Here is a 21801-nt window from a genome sequence, read left to right as displayed (position 1 = left end):
AGGGGGAGGGCGCGGCGTATATTGATAGTTAGCAAACTATGAATATATTCGGTTCCCCAATGTCCCTCGAAGCACTGCAACTGAAAATCAGCAGCGGCCTGGTAGTGGCGGCCCGGCACTGGCGTCGCCTGTGCCAGGGCGCCCTGACCGGCTATGGCATTTCCGAGGCTTGCGCGGTGCCGTTGCTGATGATCGTGCGCCTGGGCGATGGCGTGCACCAGGTGGCTGTGGCCCAGGCCGCGGGCCTGGAAAGCCCGTCGCTGGTGCGCCTGCTCGACCAGCTGTGCAAGGCCGGCCTGGTAAAGCGCTGTGAAGACCCGCTGGACCGCCGCGCCAAGGCCCTGAGCCTGACCGCCGAAGGCCGCGCCCTGGCCGAGTCCATCGAGGGCGAACTGGTGCGCCTGCGCCGTGAGGTGCTGCTGGGCATCGAGCCGGCCGACCTTCAAGCCACCCTGCGGGTGATCCAGGCCTTCGAAGCCGCCGGAATGCAACCGTGAGCGGCTTTTTCAGCTCGGTGCCACCGGCCCGCGACTGGTTCTACGGCGTGCGTACCTTCGCAGCGTCCATGATCGCCCTGTACATCGCCTTGCTGCTGCAACTGCCGCGCCCCTACTGGGCCATGGCCACGGTGTACATCGTCTCCAGCCCGTTCGTCGGCCCGACCAGCTCCAAGGCCCTGTACCGCGCCCTGGGTACGCTGCTGGGTGCCGGCGGGGCGATCTTCCTGGTGCCGCCGCTGGTGCAGTCGCCGCTGTTGCTGAGCATCGCCATTGCGCTGTGGACCGGTACCTTGCTGTTCCTCTCGCTGAACCTGCGCACCGCCAACAACTATGTGCTGATGCTGGCCGGCTACACCCTGCCGATGATCGCCCTGGCGGTGGTCGACAACCCGCTGGCGGTGTTCGATGTGGCCTCTTCCCGGGCCCAGGAAATCTGCCTGGGTATCGTCTGCGCGGCGGTGGTCGGGGCGATTTTCTGGCCACGCCGGCTGGCGCCGGTGGTGGTCGGGGCCACCGGCAACTGGTTCAGCGAAGCGATCCGCTACAACGACACCTACCTTGCCCGCGAGGTCAGCGCCGACAAGGTCGGCGGCATGCGCGGGGCGATGGTTGCCACCTTCAACTCGCTTGAGCTGATGATCGGCCAGCTCGGCCACGAAGGCGCCGGCCCGCACACCCTGAAAAACGCCCGTGAGCTGCGCGGGCGGATGATTCACCTGCTGCCGGTAGTCGACGCCCTGGACGACGCCCTGGTGGCGTTGGAAGGCCGCGCCCCGGCGCAGTTTGCGCAACTTCAGCCGGTACTTCAGGCCGCCCGCGAATGGCTCAAGGGCACCGCCGACAGCGCCTCGGTCGCCCGCTGGGCCGCCCTGCACGAGCAGATCGACCGCCTGCAGCCCGGCGCTGCGGCGCTGGACCAGCGCGCCGAGCTGCTGCTGTCCAACGCCCTGTACCGCCTGACCGAATGGGCCGACCTGTGGCAGGACTGCTGCACCTTGCAGCACGCCTTGCGCCTCGACGACCCCACGCCCTGGCGCGCGGTGTACCGGCACTGGCGCCTGGGCCGCCTGACGGCGTTCTTCGACCGTGGGCTGATGCTGTACTCGGTGGTGTCCACGGTGCTGGCGATCATCGTCGCCTGCGGCCTGTGGATAGGTTTGGGCTGGAACGACGGCGCCAGCGCGGTCATCCTGGCGGCGGTGTCGTGCAGCTTCTTCGCTGCCATGGACGACCCGGCGCCGCAGATCTACCGGTTCTTCTTCTGGACCTTGATGTCGGTGATCTTCTCAAGCCTGTACCTGTTTCTGGTGCTGCCCAACCTGCACGACTTCCCGATGCTGGTGCTGGCCTTCGCCGTGCCGTTCATCTGTGTCGGCACCCTGACCGTGCAGCCGCGCTTTTACCTGGGCACCTTGCTGACCATCGTCAACACTTCGACCTTCATCAGCATCCAGGGCGCCTACGACGCGGACTTTTTCGCCTTCATCAACGCCAACTTGGCCGGCCCCGTGGGCCTGCTGTTCGCCTTTATCTGGACCCTGGTGATGCGCCCGTTCGGCGTGGAGCTGGCGGCCAAGCGCATGACCCGCTTTGCCTGGCGCGACATCGTCGAAATGACCGAGCCGGCCACCCTGGCCGAGCACCGCCAGGTTGGCGTGCAGATGCTCGACCGGCTGATGCAGCACCTGCCGCGGCTGTCGCAAACCGGCCAGGACAGCGGCGTGGCGCTGCGCGATTTGCGCGTGGGGCTGAACCTGCTGGACCTGCTGGCCTACCTGCCGCGCGCCGGGGTACAGGCCCGCGAGCGCCTGACCACGGTGATCGAAGAAGTGGGCGCGCACTACGCCGCCTGCCTGCGCGCCGGCGAGCGCCTGCACGCCCCGGCTGCGCTGCTGCGCAACATGGAGCGCGCGCGCCTGGCGCTGAACCTGGATGAACTCTACGAACGCGGCGATGCCCGCACCCACCTGCTGCATGCCCTGGCGGGCCTGCGCCTGGCGCTGCTGCCGGGGGTGGAGGTGATGCTCGAGCCTGCCGAACAAACGCAACTGCCCCCCGGCCTGGACGGAGCGCCCCTGTGATCGGTGAACTGGATATCAGCGGGGTGTTCCTGCCCACGCTGCTGGTGATGATGTTTGGCACCTACCTGTTGTTCCTGGGGGTGCACGCGGTGCTGGTGCGCCTGCATTTCTACCGCCTGGTCTGGCACCGGGCGCTGTTCAACGTTGCCCTGTATGCCGTGCTGCTGGGCGCGGTCGACCACTTTTGCCGAAGCCTGATGCTGCCATGAAAAAACCTTTGCTGACCTTGGGCCGCGCGGTCCTGACCTTGCTGGTAGTGACCCTGGCCACCGTGCTCGTGTGGCAGATGGTGGTGTACTACATGTTCGCCCCCTGGACCCGCGACGGCCACATTCGCGCCGACGTGATCCAGATTGCCCCGGATGTGTCCGGGCTGATCCAGCAGGTCGAGGTGCGCGACAACCAGACCGTCAAGCGCGGCGACGTGCTGTTCACCATCGACCAGGACCGCTTCACCTTGGCCCTGCGCCAGGCCAAGGCGACCCTCGGCGAGCGCCAGGAAACCCTGGCCCAGGCCAGCCGCGAGGCGCAGCGCAACCGCAAGCTGGGCAACCTGGTGGCAGCCGAACAGCTGGAAGAGAGCCAGTCCCGCGAGGCTCGCGCGCGCTCGGCGGTCAGTGAGGCCCAGGTGGCGGTGGATACCGCGCAGCTGAACCTCGACCGCTCGGTGGTGCGCAGCCCGGTGGACGGCTACCTCAACGACCGCGCACCGCGTAACCACGAATTCGTCACCGCCGGCCGGCCGGTGTTGTCGGTGGTCGACAGCGCCTCGTACCACGTCGATGGCTACTTCGAAGAGACCAAGCTGGGCGGCATCAACGTCGGCGACGCCGTGGACATTCGCGTGATGGGCGACAACACCCGCCTGCGCGGCCATGTGCAGAGCCTGGCCGCCGGCATCGAAGACCGCGACCGCAGCAGCGGCGCCAACCTGCTGCCCAACGTCAACCCGGCGTTCAGCTGGGTGCGCCTGGCCCAGCGTATTCCGGTGCGCATCGCCTTCGACGAGGTGCCGCAGGACTTTCGCATGATCGCCGGGCGCACTGCGACGGTGTCGATCATCGAGGGCCAGCGCCCATGAAACAGCTGATCCTGGCCGGGCTGTGCCTGTCTTTAGGGGCCTGCATGATGGTCGGCCCCGACTATGAGGTGCCCAAGGATGCGGCGCTGCAACGCAGCGACCTCAACGGCCCGCTGCGCCAGGATGCAGGCAGCGTGGTGTCGGCGCCGGTGCCCGAGGACTGGTGGCAGCTGTATCAGGATCAACGGCTCAACGCATTGGTACGCCAGGCCTTGAGCGCCAACACCGAGCTGCGCGTGGCCGCCGCCAACATCGCCCGGGCCCGTGCCCAAGTGGAAGTGGCCGAGTCCCAGGGCGGCTTCAACGGTGGCTTCAAGGCCGGTGCCCAGCGTTTGCAGGAGTCCGGCGAAGCCTTCCTGCTGCCGGAGAAAGTGCCGGTGGCCAATATCGGCGAGGCGATTTTCAGCGCTTCGTACCAGTTCGACCTGTGGGGCACCTTCAAGCGCGGCACCGAGGCCGCCAAGGCCAACGCCGATGCGGTGCAGGCGGCGGCCGATACGGCGCGCATCACCCTGGTGGCGGATGTGGTCAAGGCCTACACCCAGGTGTGCTCGGCCAACGAGGAGTACCACATTGCCCGCGAGTCGCTCGGCCTGCAGCAGCAGAGCGTGCAACTGACCCAGCGCCTGCGCGATGCCGGGCGCGGTGATGACACCCAGGTGACCCGTTCGCAGACCCAGTTCAAGTCGTTGCGCGCCGAGCTGCCGCGTTTCAAGGCCGAGCGTGAGGCCGGGCTGTACACCCTGGCGGCGTTGCTGGCCAAGCCTGTGGAGCAACTGCCTGCCGGCACCGCCGACTGCGCCGAGCTGCCCCAGCTTGCGCAACTGGTGCCAGTTGGTGACGGCGCAGCGCTGCTCAAGCGCCGCCCCGACGTGCGCCAGGCCGAGCGCCAGCTGGCGGCGGCGACCGCCGAAATTGGCGTGGCCACCGGCGCGCTGTACCCGGACATCAGCATCGGCGCCCAGGTGGGCACCATCGGTATTCTGGAGAACCTTGGCGAGGCCTCGACCAACCGTTGGGGCATCGGCCCGCAGATCAGTTGGAGCATCCCCACCAACGGCACCCGGGCGCGCATCCGCATGGCCGAGGCGTCCACCCAGGCGGCGCTGGCGCACTTTGACGGGGTGGTGTTGAACGCCATTCGCGAGACCCAGACGCGGCTGGCGCAGTACAGCGCGTTGCTGGACCGGCGCGATGCCTTGGCCGAAGCGGAGCGCTCGGCGAAGGAGTCGGCAGACCAGACGCATTTGCGCTATCAGGTGGGGCGTGAGTCGTTTTTGGCGGATTTACAGGCGACGCGCACCTATACCGATGTGCGGGCGCAGCTGGCGGCGGCGAACAGCCAGGTGGCCATGGGGCAGATCGGGGTGTTTCTGGCGTTGGGTGGGGGGTGGAAGGGTGGTGGCAAGCCACTTGAGAAAGCATCGATCCACTGATGTGGTCAGGCTGCGTGGGAGCGGCGATGCGCCGATGCGACTTGCCCCGCGATCACTGGTAGAGCCCCCGCCGGCTAACGGTCATGGGACCGAGCGGCCGCTGATGCCCCAATATTCTATTGGGCGGTACGATGGGCTAGTGTCCCGTCTCAGATAAAACGTTCTTTTTCATCGCGCCTGCCATCGCGTCTCGGGCACTCTGGATCTTGCGCAAGATGTCTTCACCTTTCGCGTTCCAGACGTACCGGCAGGGCTGAGCGTTGTGCAGCGCCAAGAACGCGGTGATGGAGCTAGCCAGTTCGCGTGTCGAACTAAAGCTGCCATCGCGCAGGTAGACGGTGATGTCCCGGAAAAAGCGTTCAACCATGTTCATCCAGGAGCTTGAGGTCGGGGTGAAGTGCAGATGAAATCGTGGATGGCGTTTGAGCCATTCCTTGACGACCGGATGCTTGTGCGTGGCGTAGTTATCCACGATCAAGTGCAATTGCAGGTTCTTGGGTGTTTCCCGGTTGATCTTTTTCAGGAAAGCCAGCCACTCCTGATGCCGGTGCTGTGTTTCGATGCTGCTGATCAGCCGACCCTGGAGGTAATCCATGGCCGCGAACAGCGTTAGCGTGCCGTGACGAACGTAGTCATGGGTCTGTGTGCGGATGTGGCCAATGCCCAATGGCAAGCCTGGTTGCGTGCGTTGCAAGGCTTGAACCTGGCTCTTTTCATCGCAGCAGAGCACCAGCGCTTTATCCGGTGGCGCCAGATACAGTCCAATGACGTCCCAGAATCTCTCTTCGAAATGCGGGTCATTGGACAGTTTGAAGGTGCGAGTCAGGTGCGGTTTGATGTCGTTCGCGGCCCAAATTCGTTGGACGCTGGCAGGCGAAATACCGGCGACTCGCGCCATGCTGCGGCAGCTCCAACGAGGTTGGCCAATGCGTGGTTGAGTGACCTGCTCAAGCGTTCGTTTCAAAGCTTCGGCAGGTAAGGAAGTTTTGCGTCCTCGCCCAGGCAAATCCACTAAGCCTTGTAGGCGCTGGGCTTGAAAACGCTTGCACCAGCGGGTGATCGAAACAACGGAGAGGCCGGTCAATTCAGCGATTTCGTTACGTGAATGACCTTGAGCAGCCAGCAAGATTACACGCGCTCGGCGACCGTCGCGCTGGCTGATGGTCGCCGAGCGAACCCGCCGGCTCAACTCAACCTGCTCATCGTCACTGAGCACAATGGCTTGAGAGTTCACGGCTCCACTCCTCTTTGTGGCTGACCAACGAAGCGTAGCTCAAGTGGGTTAAGTTATTTCCGAGACAGGACACTAGCACTTTATCAGCCATGTCCAAGACGGAGCTGGTTGAAGTATCTCCCAAACGCCCGGCTTCAAGGGCAATAAGCTGATATTCACGACTACTTGGCTTGTAGGGAATATTACTTCTCACCATGCGCCCAGATAATTTCAAGAACTGGCTCTGCGCAGTTAACAAAGCCTTCTGCTGTTGGGGCGAAACGGGAGATTTTTTCAAATGCTGGACAGCATTGGCGACAGCTGCGAGTTCTTTTTCCAGGTCACTTCTGGGTGGCGGCATCAGTAGTCGTGGATTTGTCGCATTGGAGCCTCGATCTTGTCGGGCAATTGAGTGTGAGGCACTTGAGACGGAGTTCAACTCGTTATTTGCGCGCGATCGCTTTGGCGCAGCGACTATTACTGAGCCGCTTTGCTGCGGCGGCTGCGGGCTGATAAGTCCGGCAGAAGGAGGCGGTGCGGATATAGGCCTTTGCGTGCTGGTGATGAGTCTGTATTTGTTTACTAGCGCGGCGCTGATATGCCCGGTCGGGTCGGTCTTATTGATCGGATCACCTGTACAGTAGGCATATGTGTTAATGCCCCCTCCCCGAAGGGGCATAGGCTATCCGGCGATTGAAAACGCATCAAGCCTGGGCTAAATAGTCGATAGCCATTACCCAAGTGATAGCAACCCGTTAGCGATTCACGCCATTCACCGTTGAACATTAATGTTTGCAAGGCCGGCAGGGCTACCGGAACGGCGCCATATACGGTGTAGATCAATGGCTGGGGCTGGCCACTGCTTGCGCAGGCTTGCAGTACGGAGCCTGGCTCGTTGGTAGCCAAGAGCAACGATTGAGCCCCCGAACCTGTTGTCCTGCGCTCGGCATGTGCATGGGCTGCTGTGCGCAGCAGCGATATGTTGGTTTCGCCGCTTATCAACGAGTGAAGCTTTTTGTCTTGGTAGAAGAATCGAGTGGCCATGGCGTCGGAGATCTCGGAGGGAGCGGCATTGGCCTGACTGTGGATAAGTTGCGGTGGAGCGGCAACTGGCAGAATTGTCAGGTGCTTATCAATGCCGAAGCCCTGTGCAGGTATTCGAGGGCCAATCGCCGGCAAGCCGGCTCCTACAGGTACAGAGCAGGTCTGAAGCTTATGCGCTCCCACGAATAGAGGCCTGGCTTAGGGTTGAATCAAGGCATGCAGGTGCTCGCCACAAACCTTGCAGCGCCTGTGAGATCGAGCGCCGCCCGCGCGACGTTTCTGATAATTAGTGCCCTCCCCTTATTTCGAACATTTCATTAAACACCAGAAGTCCAGGCCGAGCACCAGATTTAGCAGATAACCTCTGAAGACGGTTATACAACGTGCTCCCAGCGGAAATGTTCAAAAGCTTGGTCGCCTGCAGATTCCTCGTCGCTCTAGTGAGCGCGAATACATGTGTAATGATCTTTTCCACAACCGCCGGATTATCTGAAAAGTCACTGAGTATATCCATAAAGAACAGTGCTTCGTCCTCTGCCTGTCTAGCAGTGCGCGAAATTGTATTCATCCAAGATGGTTGCTCGCGCTGCAGTCTTAGCTGCAAATTCTCTTGTATTGTGCGCCCCACAGGAGCACTGGATGGCTGAGCGGGATCTCTTGGTACAGGTTGAGCAGCCGCTGGTGAGGGCGCGCGCGGCTGACGCTGGGCTTGATCTCTGGTAATAGTTCTGCTGTTCGGATTTATCGAATTGAAGCCGCTCGCCTCATCTCTCGCGGCCCTGCCCGGCAAGGTTTTCAGCTTTCCATGGCCTTGCGGATCGGTGTAATTCACTGGATCACCCTCGCAATAGGCATATGTATTGAGACCCCCGGAACCGAACGGACTCCTATCGTCAGGTGAATGAAAACGCATGAGCTTTGGACTGAACAAACGATAGCCATTTCCCAAGGGATAACAACCGGTCAGCGGCTCGCGCCATTCGCCGTTGAACAGCAATGTCTGCGCCTTTGTCAGTTCTGTTTGAATTGCGCCATAAGCGGAGTAACTCAATAGCTGGTCCTGGCCATGGCTCGTGTGGGTTTGCACGACGGAGCCTGTCTCGTTCGTGGCCAATATCGATGTTTCGACTCCCTGCGTCGTCGCCTTGTGTTCGGCATGTGCGGTACCCGCTGTGCGAAACAGTGACGAAGTGACGCCGCCGTTTATCAACGAATGAAGTTTTTTGTCTTGGTAGAAGAGCCGAGTGGCCATGGCGTCGTTGATCTCGGAGAGGGCGGCATTGGCCTGACTGTGGATTAAGTTGCGGTGGGGCGGCAACTGGCAGAATTGTCAGGTACTCATCAATGCCGAAGCCCTGTGCAGGTATTCGAGGGCCAATCGCCGGCTCCTACAGGTACAGAGCAGGCCTGAGGCTTATGTGATCCATATGGGAGCCTGGCTTAGGGGTGCATCAAGGCATGCAGGTGCTCGCCACAAACCTTGCAGCGCCTGTGAGATCGAGCGCCGCCCGCGCGGCGCTTCGCGGGCAAGCCCGCTCCCACAGTTTGTTTCGGGCCAGTCTGTCCTGTGCCATCACCTGGTCCGCCCTGTTGGTTCGACGCGGTTTCAGCGTGGGCGTTGCCGCCGCTCCACATGCCTCAAGACATACACCAAGGCAGGCGCCGGTACCTGCACAGGAAAAATTGGCCCGAACAAACTGTGGGAGCGGGTTCACCCGCGAAGCGCCGCGCGGGCGGCGCTCGGTCTCACAGGCGCTGAAGAATCTTCGGCGAGCATATGGCAGCTGTGATGCGGTCCAACGCCAGGCCCTCCTGGGCAGCCCTTGTTCAAAGAGCTGCTCGAATTGCGGCCGTAATGAGATTCCAAACCTGGGTGCTATTGAGACCTGACATCTTCTTGGAATGATAATTGAGGCGTCTGTATATGGGATTATTTGACCTTAGCTTAAATAAGCTAGTTGCTGTTAAGCTATCACTTAATTTGGTTAGGTTAAGCGCATGTGCTCCTGCAATTAATCTCGTCTCAGGGGTTGGTAAGCTGCGATATAGAGAGCTGAAATAAAATGCTTCATAATTTATCTGCTGCTGAGTTCGTGGGACCTCACTAATCATAGTGGGCTGAGCTATCTGCATCGGCTTAGCAGGCGGCGCGGATGCTCGGTTAGAGCTCAAAGGCCCCGTATTCTTTGCGCGGTTGACCAGAGATGACACCGATTCTGTAGCGGTTACCGCATGCGGTGGCTCAACTATCACTCTCCCCTGTTGTGGGGCGCCCACTGCGGTCAGGCGTGTGCCTGGTACTGGGGGTCGAGAGTGGGGGGCGATTTTGCGCCGCGGATCCAGATGCCTCGGCACAGTTTTAACCCGTACATGTCCGAGAGGGTCAGTATGATTTATAGGGTCGCCCTCACAATAGGCATATGCATTGATGCCGCCCGAACTGAAAGGACTCAAACTGTCTGGTGAATGAAAGCGCATCAGTTGCGGACTGAAAATTCGATAGCCATTGCCTAATGGGTAGCCGCCTGTCAGCGGCTCAGGCCATTCGCCGTTGAACAACAATGTCTGCGCCTTTGTCAGTTCTGTTTGAATTGCGCCATAAGCGGAGTAACTCAATAGCTGGTCCTGGCCATGGCTCGTGTGGGTTTGCACTACGGAGCCTGGCTCGTTCGTGGCCAATATCGATGTTTCGACTCCCTGCGTCGTCGCCTTGTGTTCGGCATGTGCGGTACCCGCTGTGCGAAACAGTGACGAAGTGACGCCGCCGTTTATCAACGAATGAAGTTTTTTGTCTTGGTAGAAGAGCCGAGTGGCCATGGCGTCGTTGATCTCGGAGAGGGCGGCATTGGCCTGACTGTGGATTAAGTTGCGGTGGGGCGGCAACTGGCAGAATTGTCAGGTGCTCATCAATGCCGAAGCCCTGTGCAGGTATTCGAGGGCCAATCGCCGGCTCCTACAGGTACAGAGCAGGCCTGAGGCTTATGTGATCCATGTGGGAGCCTGGCTTAGGGGGGGCATCAAGGCATGCAGGTGCCTGGCTTGGGGTTGCATCAAGGCATACAGGTGCTCGCCACAAACCTTGCAGCGCCTTTGAGATCGAGCGCCGCCCGCGCGGCGCTTCGCGGGCAAGCCCGCTCCCACAGTTTGTTTCGGGCCAGTCTGTCCTGTGCCATCACCTGGTCCGCCCTGTTGGTTCGACGCGGTTTCAGCGTGGGCGTTGCCGCCGCTCCACATGCCTCAAGACATACACCAAGGCAGGCGCCGGTACCTGCACAGGAAAAATTGGCCCGAAACAAACTGTGGGAGCGGGCTTGCCCGCGAAGCGCCGCGCGGGCGGCGCTCGATCTCATAGGCGCCGGAGAATCCTCGGCGAACACCTGGTGGCTGTGATGCGGTCCAGCGACAGGCCCTTCCAGCCTCACAAATTTCGTCGATCTCCCCGAAAACCGTACGAAAATTCCGAGTTTGAAACCAAATCCTACAGATCCTAATGGTTTAGGACCTATCCTACGCACCTTGCGGAAGTTTCGATGTTGTCGGGGAAATGCCTCAGGAATAACGTCCTCGGGTCGCTTTTGGCGATCGGGATTGAGACCCCCGGCAACATGAGAATTACACCGCTTATGGCGGTCGTACGCGGGCAGGCTTCGGCCTGATCGGGTTTCTCATGTGGCCCGGGTCTCACACCTGCGTACGACTGCCACCCAACTCAGTGAGACGAGGAGGAAGGTAGTTCCTTAAGGTCCACGTGAGGCTTCATCAATGAAAAAACTCGTCCCTGACCCACCCCCCACCCCCTTCTTCTCCATCCAAAGCCACCTCCTGCCCGCCGACGCCCTGGCCCACGCCAGCGAGCTGCTGCGCGGCATCAGCGAAACCCTCGACGAACACTGCCGCCTGCACGCCGGCGAGCCCGGGCTGAACATGCTGGCCAACGCCACCCACAGCACCGACATGGCCCGGGCCCTGGTGGAACATGCACTGGCGCGCCTGGACGCGGCGCAGGGGGGGGGCGCATGAGCGAGCTAACCAACACCTTCACCACCGTCGGCAGCGAGACCTGCCTGGAGATGTTCCGGGTGCAGCCGGGTATCCCCATGGAGCGGGTACTGGGCGAAATCGCGGTATTGCTGGGGTGCATCCGCCACCTGTCCACCGAGGCGGAGATGGAAGGCGACTTGCTGGCGGGGAGTGCGGCGCGGATCTTGAGCGACATGGCCAAGGCGCTGGCCAATGACCTGGAGCGGGGGATGAATCGGGCGGGGCGGTAGCCTTTGCAGGCAGTGCTGTAACTGTGGTCAGTAGCCTTTGCAGGCAGCGTTGTACCTGTGGGAAGCGGCCTTGTGTCGCGATGGGGCGCGCAGCGGCCCCAGGATTTGTGCATCATGCAAGATCGTCGGGGCTGCTTCGCAGCCCATCGCGACACAAGGCCGCTTCCCACGGGACCGCGTAGCCTGCAGGCCTTTACCTGTAGACCTGCAGGAGCGGGGGCCTTAGTTCAACACCCGCGCCGGCTCATCCGGCGGCAGGTTGTTCTGCCCGCGCGGGCGGCCTGGCTTGCCGGCCACCGCGCCACCCAACTGCTCGGCCAGCTGCTGCGCCACATCTTCACCCAGCGCCTTGGACACATCACGCACCACCCGTGGGCGGTTCAGCGTCACCCGGCGATCGCGGCCGTTCACCAGCTTGGTGTCCTGCCCCTCACCCATGGCGGTGAACGCCGAGGTGATCTGGTAGGTGCGGGTGTCGATCAGGCTGAAGTCGGCCACCACGGTCAGGCCCAGCACCGCCGAATAACTGTCGGTGTGGTCCAGGGCGTTGGTGTCCTGCTGGAAGTCGATGTCCGACAGGGTGCCGAACAGCACGTAGTCGGCCCCCGGGAACGCACCGCCCTTGATGCGGCGGATCACGTCGTACACGTCTTCCTTGGCGCCGGCGGTATACGGGTGGCCCTGCACCAGCTCGAACACGCCGGTCTTGAGGATCTCGCCCTTGATGGCGCCACCGAACTTGCGCAGCTCGGTCTGCTCGATGTAGCTGTTCAGGCTCTCGTACTCGCTGTAGCTCGCCTGGCTGTTGGCGTGGTACATGCCCGACTGCGCGCTGTTCTGCGCGTTGACGCTGTGGATGTACTCCTGCACCTGGGCCTCGTAGGCCAGGTCGGTCACCGCCACCTTGGGGGCCGCCTGGGCGCCGAACGCGCAGGCCAGGCCGATCACTGCCATCCATGCACGCATCGGTCAGCGCTCCGTGGTCTTGCGGATTTCTTTTTCGTCCATCCACTCGGCCAGGCCGCTTTCGACGTCGACCAGCTGCAGGCTGAACTTGTAGAACACGTCCTTGTAGTCGCTGCTGCGCTTGACGATCGAGCTGATCGAGCCTTCCAGGCGGTACTTGGCGGCGATCATGTTGCCGGTCTTGGCCACGGTGCTCTTTTTGTACAGGCCGCTCTGGTTCTGCAGCTTCAGCTGGTCGACCTGGCTTTGCATGGCGTTGTTGTCGCTGGCAAAGCGCGCTACGCCGCTTTTCATCAGCTGGGTCTTGATCGAGGTGGTGATTTCGCGGGTATCGATGTACTCGCTGGTCTTGTTCTTCACGTCGTACACCTGCACCACCGGGCGGCCGCTGAGCACGCCGGACTGGGCCAGGGAGCGGGTCATGCTCTCGGCGATCATCTGCAGGTCGGTGGAGCCGAACTCGTTGGTCACAAGCTCAACGGCCTTGCTGTCGCCGTAGCTGATGTTCTTGCCGCCGAGAACCGGCGAAGGGGTGCTGCAGCCGCTGACCAGGGCGATGGTGATGGCGGCGAGGGAAAGGCGTGCAAACATGCAAAGTGCTCCTGAAAAGTTTTACCGGGTGTGGACTTCGAGGCGGAAGTCGGTGGCTTGCGGCGTTGGCGCAATGGCCGGCAGGAACTTGGCCTGCTTGCCGTACAGCGGCAGGGCCTTCCAGCCTTCTTCATCACCCACCGGGAAACCGTCGTCGCCCAGCCAGGCGAAGCGATAGAACAGGGTCTGGTTGCTGCGGCTGCTGTTGTTCAGCGCCACGTTGACGGTGAGAAAGCCGTTTTCGCGGGCGACCCGCATCTGGCCGATCTCGATGTCGTCCAGCTGGCCCATGGTCACCACCTTGCTGGCGGCGCTGCCCGGGGCTGGGGGCGGGGTGGCGCAGCCGGCCAGAAGGGCGGCGGCAGCCAGGGCGAGGCATGTTCTGCGCATGTTCAGTCCTTGAAAGTCATTTGAGAGCGGCAACGGCCTGGGCCGGGGCCGGTGGAGCGATTACCTGCACGGCCGGGCCGCCGGCGAACACCTGGTTGCCGAGCACCCGCAGGCTGACCACCTGGTAGGGGCGGTCGATCTTCACCTTGACCTGGGTGCCACCCAGGGCCGACGCCACGCTCAGCTGGTGCTCGCCGGGCGCCAGGCGCAGGCGTGCGACCAGGGTCTGGTCGGGCAGGGTGCGCCAGGTGCGGGTGTCGGCGCCTTCGACCACCGCCGAGGCCAGGCCTACCAGCAGGCCGGCCATGGGGTTGGTCTTGTTCAGGTTCTTCTGCGCCACGCCACGGGTGATGCCACGCACGCTGGTGCGCAGGATGATGCCCGGCATGTCGTCGCGCAGCGCCCGGCGCGACATGGCGCTGGTGCTGTTGAGCGCGGTCAGGGCCAGGGCCTTGTCGTCCAGGCGCACCTGGCCCACCGGCGCGGCCAAGGTGTCGTCACGCATGATCGGGAACGACAGCGGCACGATCACCAGTTCGTTGTCGATCGGCAGCGGCAGGGGAATGCTGATGGAGTCGCGGGCCGGCGCCAGGCCGCTTTGCACCACCACCAGCACGTCGCTTTCGCCGGGCCTTGCGCTGTTTTTGTCGAGGTTCAGCAGGGCCTGGTCGAGCAGCGGGGTGTTCGGGCGCAGCTCGGCGGCCTTGCGGTAGCCCGGTGCGGCCAGGCCTTTTTCGCCCAGGGCTTCGTAGACGAAGCCTGCCAGGTAGTGGCTGAAGGCGCTCTGGTAGCTGTTTTTCAGGTTGACCACGTCAGGGGCGTCAAGGCTGGCGACCGGGTAACCTTGCAGGTCCTTGTATTCGGTCTTGATGCCTTCTTGCTCGGCCTCTTCCTCGCGCTTGAGGTATTGCTTGTCGCGCAGCTCGGCGATCAGCGCCTCGCGCTCGTGGGTTTTCTTGATTTCAGTGCGGGCACCGTCGAAGTCGTTCTGCGCCAGCAGGTTCAGGGCCATCTGCGTGCTCAGCATGACCTTTTCGTAGTCATAGCCTTCGTAGCGGCGCACCTTGTCGTTGACCAGGTAGCTGCCGAACTGGCTGAGGTACTTGGCGGTGTCGAGCTTGACCGAGTCCTCCCACTGCAGCACCACGCCGTCGGCCGAGCGCCAGGCGTCCTGGCTGCCCTGCAGGTCGCCCTTGGAGCGCAGCAGCTCGCCTTTTTCGAAGTAGTAGAGCAGGTCTTTGTGCTCGCCCTTGTTGTTGCTTTCGAGCACGGCCAGGGCGGCGTCGACATTGCCGGCGGCCAGTTGCTGGTTGGTTTCCTGCATTTCACTGTCGTAGCTACGGAACACCGAGCAGCCGGTCAGTTGCACGGCGGCGACCAGAGTCGCCAAGGTGAGGGCACGGGATACCATCGGACTTCTTCAATCCCTGATTCGGTGGAGGCCACGGGGCGGGTGCGGCGGTCCCTCTGGTTAGGTACCAGAGTCTCTGGACAGAGGCGCTTTGATTGCAAATGGCTATTTCGACGGCGCGCAGTATAACTAAAGTGATACCAACAAGATGGCCAGTTGCTTCTGATTTGCTTGTGGGAGCAATCGCAGTCCAGAGGGGCGAATTTGTTGCAGGATTTTTCATGAAATCGGCTGAGTGAAGCTTGAGCGGCAATGAGTGGAAGTGAACAATGTTCTCTTTCGTATTCCCAACGAGACTGGCCATGAATTCCCGTTCCCGTCTGCTCGCCTGGCTGCCTGCCGTTGTGCTGGGCCCGGTGCTGGCACTGTGCAGCACCCTGGCCCTGGCCGAAGCGCCCGCCGAGGCCACCAAGGCCCTGCATCTGCTGGACTACATCGGTGCCGATTACCCGCCAACGGTACAGGCCGGCAAGGTGCTGGATGACGGCGAATACCGTGAGCAACTGGAGTTCAGCGGCGTGCTGGCCGAGCTGGTCAAGGGCCTGCCCGCCCACCCCGAGCAGCCGGCGCTGGCGCAAGAAGTGCAGCGCCTGCACCAGGCCATCGAACAGCGCCACGACGGTGCCGCGGTAGCCCGCCAGGCCCGGCAGCTGGGGGCTCGCCTGGCGGTGGCCTACGAGGTCAGCCAGGCCCCGGTGATTACCCCGGACCCGGCCCGTGGCGCGTCGCTGTATGCGCAAAACTGCTCGATCTGCCACGGCGATACCGGCCTTGGCGACGGCCCGGCGGGCGTCGGCCTGGAGCCGGCACCGGCCAACCTGCGCGATGCCGCGCGGCTCGACCAGCTGAGCCTGTACGACCTGTACAACACCCTGGGCCTGGGCATCGACGGCACCGAGATGCCGTCGTTCGCCGACCAGCTCGACGAGCGTCAGCGCTGGGACGTGGCGGCTTATATAGCAAGCTTCACTGCCGACCCGCAGGCGGCAAAGGGCGACAAGGCCTGGAACATTGCCGACCTGGCCCGCCAGACCCCGGCGGAAATCGCCGCCAGCGAAGGCGCCGCTGCCGTGCCGGTGTTCCGTGCCCAGCGCGCGCAGCCGCCGCAGGCCAAGCGCGGCCCGGCGCAGTTGCTGGAGTACACCTCCAGCACCCTGGACAAGAGCCTTGCCGCCTACCGCGCCGGTGACCACGACCAGGCTTACGACCTGTCGGTGGCGGCTTATCTGGAAGGCTTCGAGCTGGTGGAAAGCTCGCTGGACAACATCGACACCCAGGCCCGCAAGGACACCGAAAAGTCGCTGATGGCCTACCGTCAGTCGCTGCAGGATGGCCTGCCGGTGGCACAAGCCGAACAGCGCCTGGCCGAGGCCAAGAGCAAGTTGGAGCAAGCCGCCAAGCTGCTGGGCAGCGATGGTCTGAGCTGGTCGCTGAGCTACATCTCCGGCCTGTTGATCCTGCTGCGCGAGGGGCTTGAGGCGATTCTGGTGCTGGCGGCGATCCTGGCCTTCTTGCGCAACACTGGCCAGCAGTCGGCGGTGCGCAGTGTGAACATCGGCTGGGGCCTGGCGCTGGTGGCCGGCTTTGCCACCTGGGCCGTGGCGGCCTACGTGATCGACGTGGGCGGCGCCCAGCGCGAACTGCTCGAGGGCTGCACGGCGCTGTTCGCGGCGGTAATGGTGTTGTGGCTGGGGGTGTGGATGCACGACCGCCGCCACGCCGCCGCCTGGCAGGACTACATCAAGAGCAGCCTGGTCAGCGGTGGCGGGCGCTTCGGCTTTGCCATGCTGGCGTTCTTCTCGGTGTACCGCGAGCTGTTCGAGGTGATCCTGTTTTACGAAACCCTGTGGCTGCAGGCAGGCCCAGCCGGGCACCAGGCGGTGCTGGCCGGTGGCGCCACGGCGTTGGTGCTGCTGGTGGGGCTGGCCTGGGTGATCCTGCGCGGTTCGGCCAAGTTGCCGCTGTCGCTGTTCTTCAGCATCAACGCCGCCTTGCTGTGTACGCTGTCGGTGGTGTTCGCCGGGCATGGTGTGAAGGCGCTGCAAGAGGCCGGCGTGCTGGGCACGCGGCCGGTGGCGTTCTTCGAGTTCGACTGGCTGGGCATTCATGCCGACGCTTACTCGCTGAGCGCGCAGGCGGTGGCGTTGCTGGCCATCGTGTTCCTGTATGGGCGTAGCTGGCTGGCCGGGAAGCGCCGGGTGGCGGCGGGCTGACCAACGGGGCCGCTGCGCGGCCCATCGCAGGCAAGCCTGCTCCTGCAGGTAAAGCGCAGGCCATAAAACTTGCGCACAACCTGTGGGAGCGGGCTTGCCCGCGAAGAGGCCAGGCCAGACACTAGCGGTCTGTGATCTGCAAATCGGAACAATCTAAATGCGTGTATGGATCGATGCCGACGCCTGCCCCAAGGCGGCCAAGGACCTGATCGTCAAGTTCGCCCTCAAGCGCAAGCTGGAGGTGGTGATGGTGGCCGGCCAGGCGCAGGTCAAGCCGGCCTTTGCCTGTGTGCGGCTGGTCGTGGTGCCCAGCGGAATGGACGCGGCCGATGATTACCTGGTGGACAACGCCGTGCCTGGCGAGCTGGTGATCTGCAGCGATGTGCCGCTGGCCGACCGTTTGATCAAGAAGGGCGTGGCGGCGCTCGACCCGCGCGGGCGCGAGTTCGACGAGCGCAACATGGGTGACCGCCTGGCAGTGCGTAACCTGTTCACCGAGCTGCGCGAGCAGGGCCAGGTGGGCGGCGGGCAGGCGCCTTATGGCGAGCGCGAGAAGCAGGCGTTCGCCAATTCGCTGGACCGTATTCTTACCCGGCTGTCGAAAGCCTGACGCGATCCTTGTAGGAGCGGCCTTGCCGGGGCGCCGTCCGGTCGAGATGGGCTGCGTAGCAGCCCCAGGGTCTCGGCATCATGCAAGATTGTCGGGGCTGCTGCGCAGCCCATCTCGACCGGACGGCGCCCCGGCAAGGCCGCTTCCCACATGGACCGCGGGAGCTACAAACCGCTGCTCCTACAGGGTTCGTTGAGACCTTACTGATCGCTCTCGTGGGTCAGCTCCAGCACCCGGTCCACCAGCTTGTAGATACCGCCGGCGGCCTCGCTGATCGACTTGGCTTCCATGTACGCCGGCGTGGTCACCAGCTTGCGCTGCGCATCTTCGACGATGTCTTTCACATCGCACTCTTCATGGGTGCCGCCCATCTTCACCACCGCTGCGGCAGTGTCGGCATCCTTGCCAATGGTGCAGACTACCCCCGGCCCGTAGATCTTCGCCGCCAGCGCCGGCGAGATACAGATCAGCCCGACCGGCTTGCAGGCTTCGGCAAAGGCCTCGGCCAGGGCCAGCAGGTCGGGGTTCACGCTGCACTCGGCGCCTTCGACGGCAAAGTTGGAGAGGTTCTTCGCCGCGCCAAAACCACCTGGCACGATCAGCGCGTCGAAGTCCTCGGCCTTGGCTTCGCGGATGTCCTTCACCTCGCCCCGGGCAATGCGCGCCGACTCAACCAGCACGTTGCGCGATTCGGGCATTTCTTTACCTGTAAGGTGGTCGATCACGTGCAATTGCGCGATGTTCGGCGCAAAGCACTGCACCTGGGCGCCGCGCTGGTCGAGGCGCAGCAGGGTGATCACGCTTTCGTGAATTTCGGCGCCGTCGTAAACACCGCAACCGGACAGGATCACCGCAACTTTTTTTGTCATGCTCATTACTCCAGGGGCGAGGCACTAAATGTCCTCTAGTTTGGCAGATGTCGCCATAGGGTTTGCTGCGGGCCGCGCCTACGCTCTGTGGATAACTCCCGAGACCGCTGCCCATGGACCTGATTCTGCTGGCCGTGCCGTTCTTCTTCGTACTGATTGCCGTGGAGCTGGTGGCCGACCGTGTGCGCGGCCAGCGCAACTACCAGCTGGCCGACTCGATCAACAGCCTCAGCACCGGGATGCTGTCGACCACCACCGGCCTTTTGACCAAGGGCGTGGGGCTGGTCAGCTACGCCATCGCCTGGGAGCACCTGGCGCTGCTGCGCCTGCCGGGCGATGCCTGGTGGGTGTGGGCGCTGGCGTTCGTGCTCTACGACTTCTGCTACTACTGGCTGCACCGCCTGGGCCACGAACGCAACGTGCTGTGGGCAGCGCATTCGGTGCACCACCAGAGCGAGGAGTACAACCTCACCACGGCCCTGCGCCAGACCAGCAGCGGTTTCATTTTTTCGTGGCTGTTCTACCTGCCGCTGGCGCTGCTGGGCGTGCCGCCGCTGGTGTTCGTCACCGTGGCTGCGTTGAACCTGCTGTACCAGTTCTGGGTGCACACCCGCCATGTACCGAAGCTTGGCGCCTTCGAGTGGCTGTTCATCACACCGTCCAACCATCGCGTTCACCATGCGCAGAATCCTTTGTACTTGGATCGCAACTACGGCGGGGTGTTCATAATCTGGGACCGCCTGTTCGGCACCTTTCAGGAAGAAGACCCGCGCGAGCCGGTGGTGTTCGGCGTGACCACGCCGCTGGCCAGCTGGAACCCGTTGTGGGCCAACCTGCAGTTCTATGCGCAGTTGTTCAGTGACGCCCGGCGTACGGCGCGTTGGCGCGACAAGCTGCGTATCTGGTTCATGCCCACCGGCTGGCGCCCGGCGGATGTGCTGGCGGGTTATCCACAGCAAAAACATGAGCTGGCGGGGTTTCGCAAGTTCGCCATCCCGCTGGGGCGCGCGCAGCAGCTGTACGTGGTGGCGCAGTTCGCGGTGTATGTGGCGCTGGGCAGCTACCTGATGGACCGGGCCGGGCAACTGCCGCCCATGGCCCTGGTGCTGGGCTGGGCGCTGATGGCGTGGGGGTTGTTCGTGCTGGGGGCGGCGCTGGAAGACCGGCCCTGGGCGCCGCGCCTGGAGCTGGCGCGGCTGCTGTCAGCGGTGCCGGCCCTGTACTTGGCTGGCACCTGGGGGCTAGTGGTGGTTACGCCCCTGGCCTGGGTCCTGCTCCTGGCTTACGGCCTGCTCAGCGTCATCGGCCTGGCCCTGTGCCGCCGCGCGGCGCTCGGCACGGCTGTTGCGAAAACGCCGGCGCAGCCACAGGCCCAGGCCCAGCACCAGCAGGCCGCCAAGCACCCATAGCTCGTATTTCTTGATACTGCCCAGCATGCCTTCGAGAATGGCCCCGAAGTGGTAGGCGGCAAGGCCCAGGGCCAGGGCCCAGACCGCAGCGCCGATGCCGTTGAGCAGCAGGTAGCGGCGCGGCGGGTAACCGGACAGGCCGATGGCCACCGGCATTACCGTGCGTAAACCGTAAACGAAGCGGAAGCTCAGCACCCAGATGTCCGGGTGGCGGCGAATGTGCTCCAGCGCGCGGTCGCCCATGGCCTGCCAGCGTGGCTTGCGGGCGAGGATCTTGCGCCCGTGGCGGCGGCCCATGAAGTACCACAGCTGGTCACCGGCATAGCTGCCGCAGAAGGCCACCAGCACCACCAGCTTGATATCCATGTATTCGCGGAACGCAAGAAAACCTGCCAGAACCAGGATGGTCTCGCCTTCGAAGAACGTGCCGAGAAAAAGGGCAAAGTAGCCGAAATCGTTCAGGAAATTTTGAAGCATTTTCAGGCGTGCTGGCGAAATGAACGCGCAGCCTACCCCTTCGCGGGCGCGGGGGAAAGTGTCCAAATGTGTCTCGACGTGAACATTTCCTACAAGGACAATGGCTGCGGCTACAAGTCGCAGGGTTGCCTCAGGGTGTAACACAGGCGTCATAATGGCCGCTTATAACTGTCGCGCTAGCCCGCCTGCGCGGGCTCAGGAGTCTGCCGTGAGCTTTACCCCCGCCAATCGCCTGTTCCCTGCTACTCGCCTGCGTCGCAACCGCCGGGACGAATTTTCCCGTCGTCTGGTTCGCGAGAACACCCTGACCGTCGATGACCTGATCCTGCCGGTATTCGTGCTGGACGGTGAAAACCGCCGCGAAGAAGTGCCGTCCATGCCGGGCGTCGAGCGCTTGTCGATCGACCTGCTGCTGGAAGCTGCGCAGGGCTGGGTTGAGCTGGGCATTCCGGCGCTGGCGTTGTTCCCGGTGACCCCGACCGAAAAGAAAACCCTCGATGGCGCCGAAGCCTGGAACCCGGACGGCATCGCCCAGCGCGCCACCCGCGCCCTGCGCGCAGCCTTCCCGGAGCTTGGGGTGATCACCGACGTGGCCCTCGACCCGTTCACCACCCATGGCCAGGACGGCATCCTCGATGAAGAGGGTTACGTACAGAACGACATCACCGTCGACGCTCTGGTGCGCCAGGCGCTGTCCCACGCCGAGGCCGGGGCCCAGGTAGTTGCGCCGTCGGACATGATGGACGGGCGGCTTGGCGCCATCCGCGAAGCCCTGGAAGTGGCCGGCCATGTCAACGTGCGCATCATGGCCTACTCGGCCAAGTACGCCAGCGCCTACTACGGCCCGTTCCGCGACGCAGTGGGCTCGGCCCTGAACCTGGGCAAGGCCAACAAGGCCTCCTACCAGATGGACCCGGCCAACAGCGACGAGGCCCTGCACGAAGTGGCCCTGGACCTCGCCGAAGGCGCCGACATGGTCATGGTCAAGCCGGGTATGCCGTATCTGGACATCGTCCAGCGGGTCAAGGCCGAGTTCAAGGTGCCGACCTTCGCCTACCAGGTCAGCGGCGAGTACGCCATGCACATGGCCGCCATCCAGAACGGCTGGCTCAGCGAAGCCGTGATCCTCGAATCCCTCACCGCATTCAAACGGGCAGGCGCCGATGGCATCCTGACCTATTTCGCCGTGCGTGCCGCTCAATTGATGAGAGGGCAGTAACGCCCTCACAGGAACGTCAG

At 63.2% G+C, this 21801-nt stretch carries 21 protein-coding genes and 1 pseudogene; 11 read left to right on the top strand and 11 right to left on the bottom strand.

The window, feature by feature from the left end; translation table 11 throughout:
• Positions 1–59: 59 nt before the first annotated feature.
• From KSS93_RS01205 to KSS93_RS01185, 5 genes are read left to right on the top strand one after another with little or no spacing between them, the layout of a single operon-like run.
• Complete coding sequence (locus KSS93_RS01205) at positions 60–497, top strand: MarR family winged helix-turn-helix transcriptional regulator (protein WP_217886824.1); 438 nt, start codon at positions 60–62, stop codon at positions 495–497.
• On the top strand, positions 494–2581 hold the full coding sequence (locus tag KSS93_RS01200; protein ID WP_217886823.1) for an FUSC family protein: 2088 nt from the start codon (positions 494–496) through the stop codon (positions 2579–2581). The genes KSS93_RS01205 and KSS93_RS01200 overlap by 4 nt, the downstream gene beginning before the upstream one ends.
• Entirely contained in the window at positions 2578–2790 is a 213-nt protein-coding gene (locus KSS93_RS01195) for a DUF1656 domain-containing protein (RefSeq protein ID WP_016392395.1), read from the top strand. The genes KSS93_RS01200 and KSS93_RS01195 overlap by 4 nt, the downstream gene beginning before the upstream one ends.
• Complete coding sequence (locus KSS93_RS01190) at positions 2787–3662, top strand: efflux RND transporter periplasmic adaptor subunit (RefSeq protein ID WP_217886822.1); 876 nt, start codon at positions 2787–2789, stop codon at positions 3660–3662. Before KSS93_RS01195 ends, KSS93_RS01190 begins: the two co-directional genes overlap by 4 nt.
• Positions 3659–5098 (top strand): efflux transporter outer membrane subunit, encoded by a 1440-nt coding sequence (locus tag KSS93_RS01185; RefSeq protein WP_217886821.1) that lies wholly within the window; start codon positions 3659–3661, stop codon positions 5096–5098. Before KSS93_RS01190 ends, KSS93_RS01185 begins: the two co-directional genes overlap by 4 nt.
• A gap of 136 nt (positions 5099–5234) precedes the next feature.
• On the opposite strand, the gene KSS93_RS01180 is transcribed toward KSS93_RS01185, so the two are convergent.
• From KSS93_RS01180 to KSS93_RS26765, 5 genes are all read right to left on the bottom strand, one after another.
• Positions 5235–6332 carry an IS630 family transposase gene (locus tag KSS93_RS01180; protein WP_217885335.1) on the bottom strand — a complete coding sequence of 366 codons (1098 nt, stop codon included), beginning with the start codon at positions 6330–6332 and terminating at the stop codon, positions 5235–5237.
• Entirely contained in the window at positions 6304–6672 is a 369-nt protein-coding gene (locus tag KSS93_RS26435) for a hypothetical protein (protein ID WP_225917284.1), read from the bottom strand. The genes KSS93_RS01180 and KSS93_RS26435 overlap by 29 nt, the downstream gene beginning before the upstream one ends.
• 221 nt (positions 6673–6893) lie before the next feature.
• The gene (locus KSS93_RS26620) at positions 6894–7097 is read right to left on the bottom strand and encodes an RHS repeat-associated core domain-containing protein (RefSeq protein WP_263975046.1); all 204 of its coding nucleotides are present in this window, start codon (positions 7095–7097) and stop codon (positions 6894–6896) included.
• A gap of 544 nt (positions 7098–7641) precedes the next feature.
• On the bottom strand, positions 7642–8607 hold the full coding sequence (locus KSS93_RS01170; RefSeq protein ID WP_217886820.1) for an RHS repeat-associated core domain-containing protein: 966 nt from the start codon (positions 8605–8607) through the stop codon (positions 7642–7644).
• 575 nt (positions 8608–9182) lie between these two features.
• Positions 9183–10172, bottom strand: a complete 990-nt coding sequence (locus KSS93_RS26765; RefSeq protein ID WP_225917283.1) for an RHS repeat-associated core domain-containing protein — start codon at positions 10170–10172, stop codon at positions 9183–9185.
• Between the two features lie 945 nt (positions 10173–11117).
• On the opposite strand from KSS93_RS26765, the gene KSS93_RS01160 reads away from it, so the two are divergent.
• Both KSS93_RS01160 and KSS93_RS01155 read left to right on the top strand, forming a co-directional pair.
• A complete protein-coding gene (locus KSS93_RS01160) occupies positions 11118–11375 on the top strand; it encodes a hypothetical protein (RefSeq protein WP_217886818.1) in 258 nt (85 codons plus the stop codon).
• Positions 11372–11626, top strand: a complete 255-nt coding sequence (locus KSS93_RS01155) for a DUF3077 domain-containing protein (RefSeq protein WP_217886817.1) — start codon at positions 11372–11374, stop codon at positions 11624–11626. The genes KSS93_RS01160 and KSS93_RS01155 overlap by 4 nt, the downstream gene beginning before the upstream one ends.
• A gap of 222 nt (positions 11627–11848) precedes the next feature.
• Here KSS93_RS01155 and KSS93_RS01150 read toward each other — a convergent pair whose 3' ends face one another.
• The 4 genes from KSS93_RS01150 to KSS93_RS01135 are packed head-to-tail and all read right to left on the bottom strand — an operon-like array spanning position 11849 to position 14984.
• Positions 11849–12592, bottom strand: a complete 744-nt coding sequence (locus KSS93_RS01150; protein ID WP_217886816.1) for a penicillin-binding protein activator LpoB — start codon at positions 12590–12592, stop codon at positions 11849–11851.
• A 3-nt stretch (positions 12593–12595) separates the two neighbouring features.
• Positions 12596–13183 carry a penicillin-binding protein activator LpoB gene (gene lpoB, locus KSS93_RS01145; RefSeq protein ID WP_217886815.1) on the bottom strand — a complete coding sequence of 196 codons (588 nt, stop codon included), beginning with the start codon at positions 13181–13183 and terminating at the stop codon, positions 12596–12598.
• A gap of 21 nt (positions 13184–13204) precedes the next feature.
• Complete coding sequence (locus KSS93_RS01140) at positions 13205–13573, bottom strand: YcfL family putative periplasmic lipoprotein (RefSeq protein ID WP_217886814.1); 369 nt, start codon at positions 13571–13573, stop codon at positions 13205–13207.
• 16 nt (positions 13574–13589) lie between these two features.
• Positions 13590–14984, bottom strand: a complete 1395-nt coding sequence (locus tag KSS93_RS01135) for a COG3014 family protein (RefSeq protein WP_217886813.1) — start codon at positions 14982–14984, stop codon at positions 13590–13592.
• A gap of 269 nt (positions 14985–15253) precedes the next feature.
• Here KSS93_RS01135 and KSS93_RS01130 point away from each other — a divergent pair, with 269 nt between their 5' ends.
• Together KSS93_RS01130 and KSS93_RS01125 are read left to right on the top strand one after the other, a co-directional pair.
• Entirely contained in the window at positions 15254–17197 is a 1944-nt protein-coding gene (locus KSS93_RS01130) for a cytochrome c/FTR1 family iron permease (protein ID WP_217886812.1), read from the top strand.
• Positions 17198–17354: 157 nt separating this feature from the next.
• Positions 17355–17807 carry a YaiI/YqxD family protein gene (locus tag KSS93_RS01125; protein WP_217886811.1) on the top strand — a complete coding sequence of 151 codons (453 nt, stop codon included), beginning with the start codon at positions 17355–17357 and terminating at the stop codon, positions 17805–17807.
• Between the two features lie 200 nt (positions 17808–18007).
• On the opposite strand, the gene elbB is transcribed toward KSS93_RS01125, so the two are convergent.
• Positions 18008–18676: an isoprenoid biosynthesis glyoxalase ElbB gene (elbB, locus tag KSS93_RS01120; RefSeq protein ID WP_217886810.1), complete on the bottom strand. Its 669-nt coding sequence runs from the start codon at positions 18674–18676 to the stop codon at positions 18008–18010.
• 113 nt (positions 18677–18789) lie between these two features.
• Between elbB and KSS93_RS26425 the strand changes: the two are divergent.
• Positions 18790–19416 (top strand): annotated as a pseudogene (locus KSS93_RS26425) (sterol desaturase family protein); the annotation flags it as partial.
• Between the two features lie 501 nt (positions 19417–19917).
• Here KSS93_RS26425 and KSS93_RS01110 read toward each other — a convergent pair.
• Complete coding sequence (locus KSS93_RS01110) at positions 19918–20562, bottom strand: DedA family protein (protein WP_217886809.1); 645 nt, start codon at positions 20560–20562, stop codon at positions 19918–19920.
• Between the two features lie 208 nt (positions 20563–20770).
• Between KSS93_RS01110 and hemB the strand changes: the two genes are divergently transcribed.
• Positions 20771–21781, top strand: a complete 1011-nt coding sequence (hemB, locus tag KSS93_RS01105) for a porphobilinogen synthase (RefSeq protein WP_217841230.1) — start codon at positions 20771–20773, stop codon at positions 21779–21781.
• The last annotated feature ends 20 nt before the right edge of the window (positions 21782–21801 follow it).

The sequence above is a fragment of the Pseudomonas xanthosomatis genome, assembly GCF_019139835.1.
In the GTDB taxonomy this organism is placed as follows: domain Bacteria; phylum Pseudomonadota; class Gammaproteobacteria; order Pseudomonadales; family Pseudomonadaceae; genus Aquipseudomonas; species Aquipseudomonas fakonensis.
This window is presented reverse-complemented; position numbering and strand designations above follow the sequence as displayed.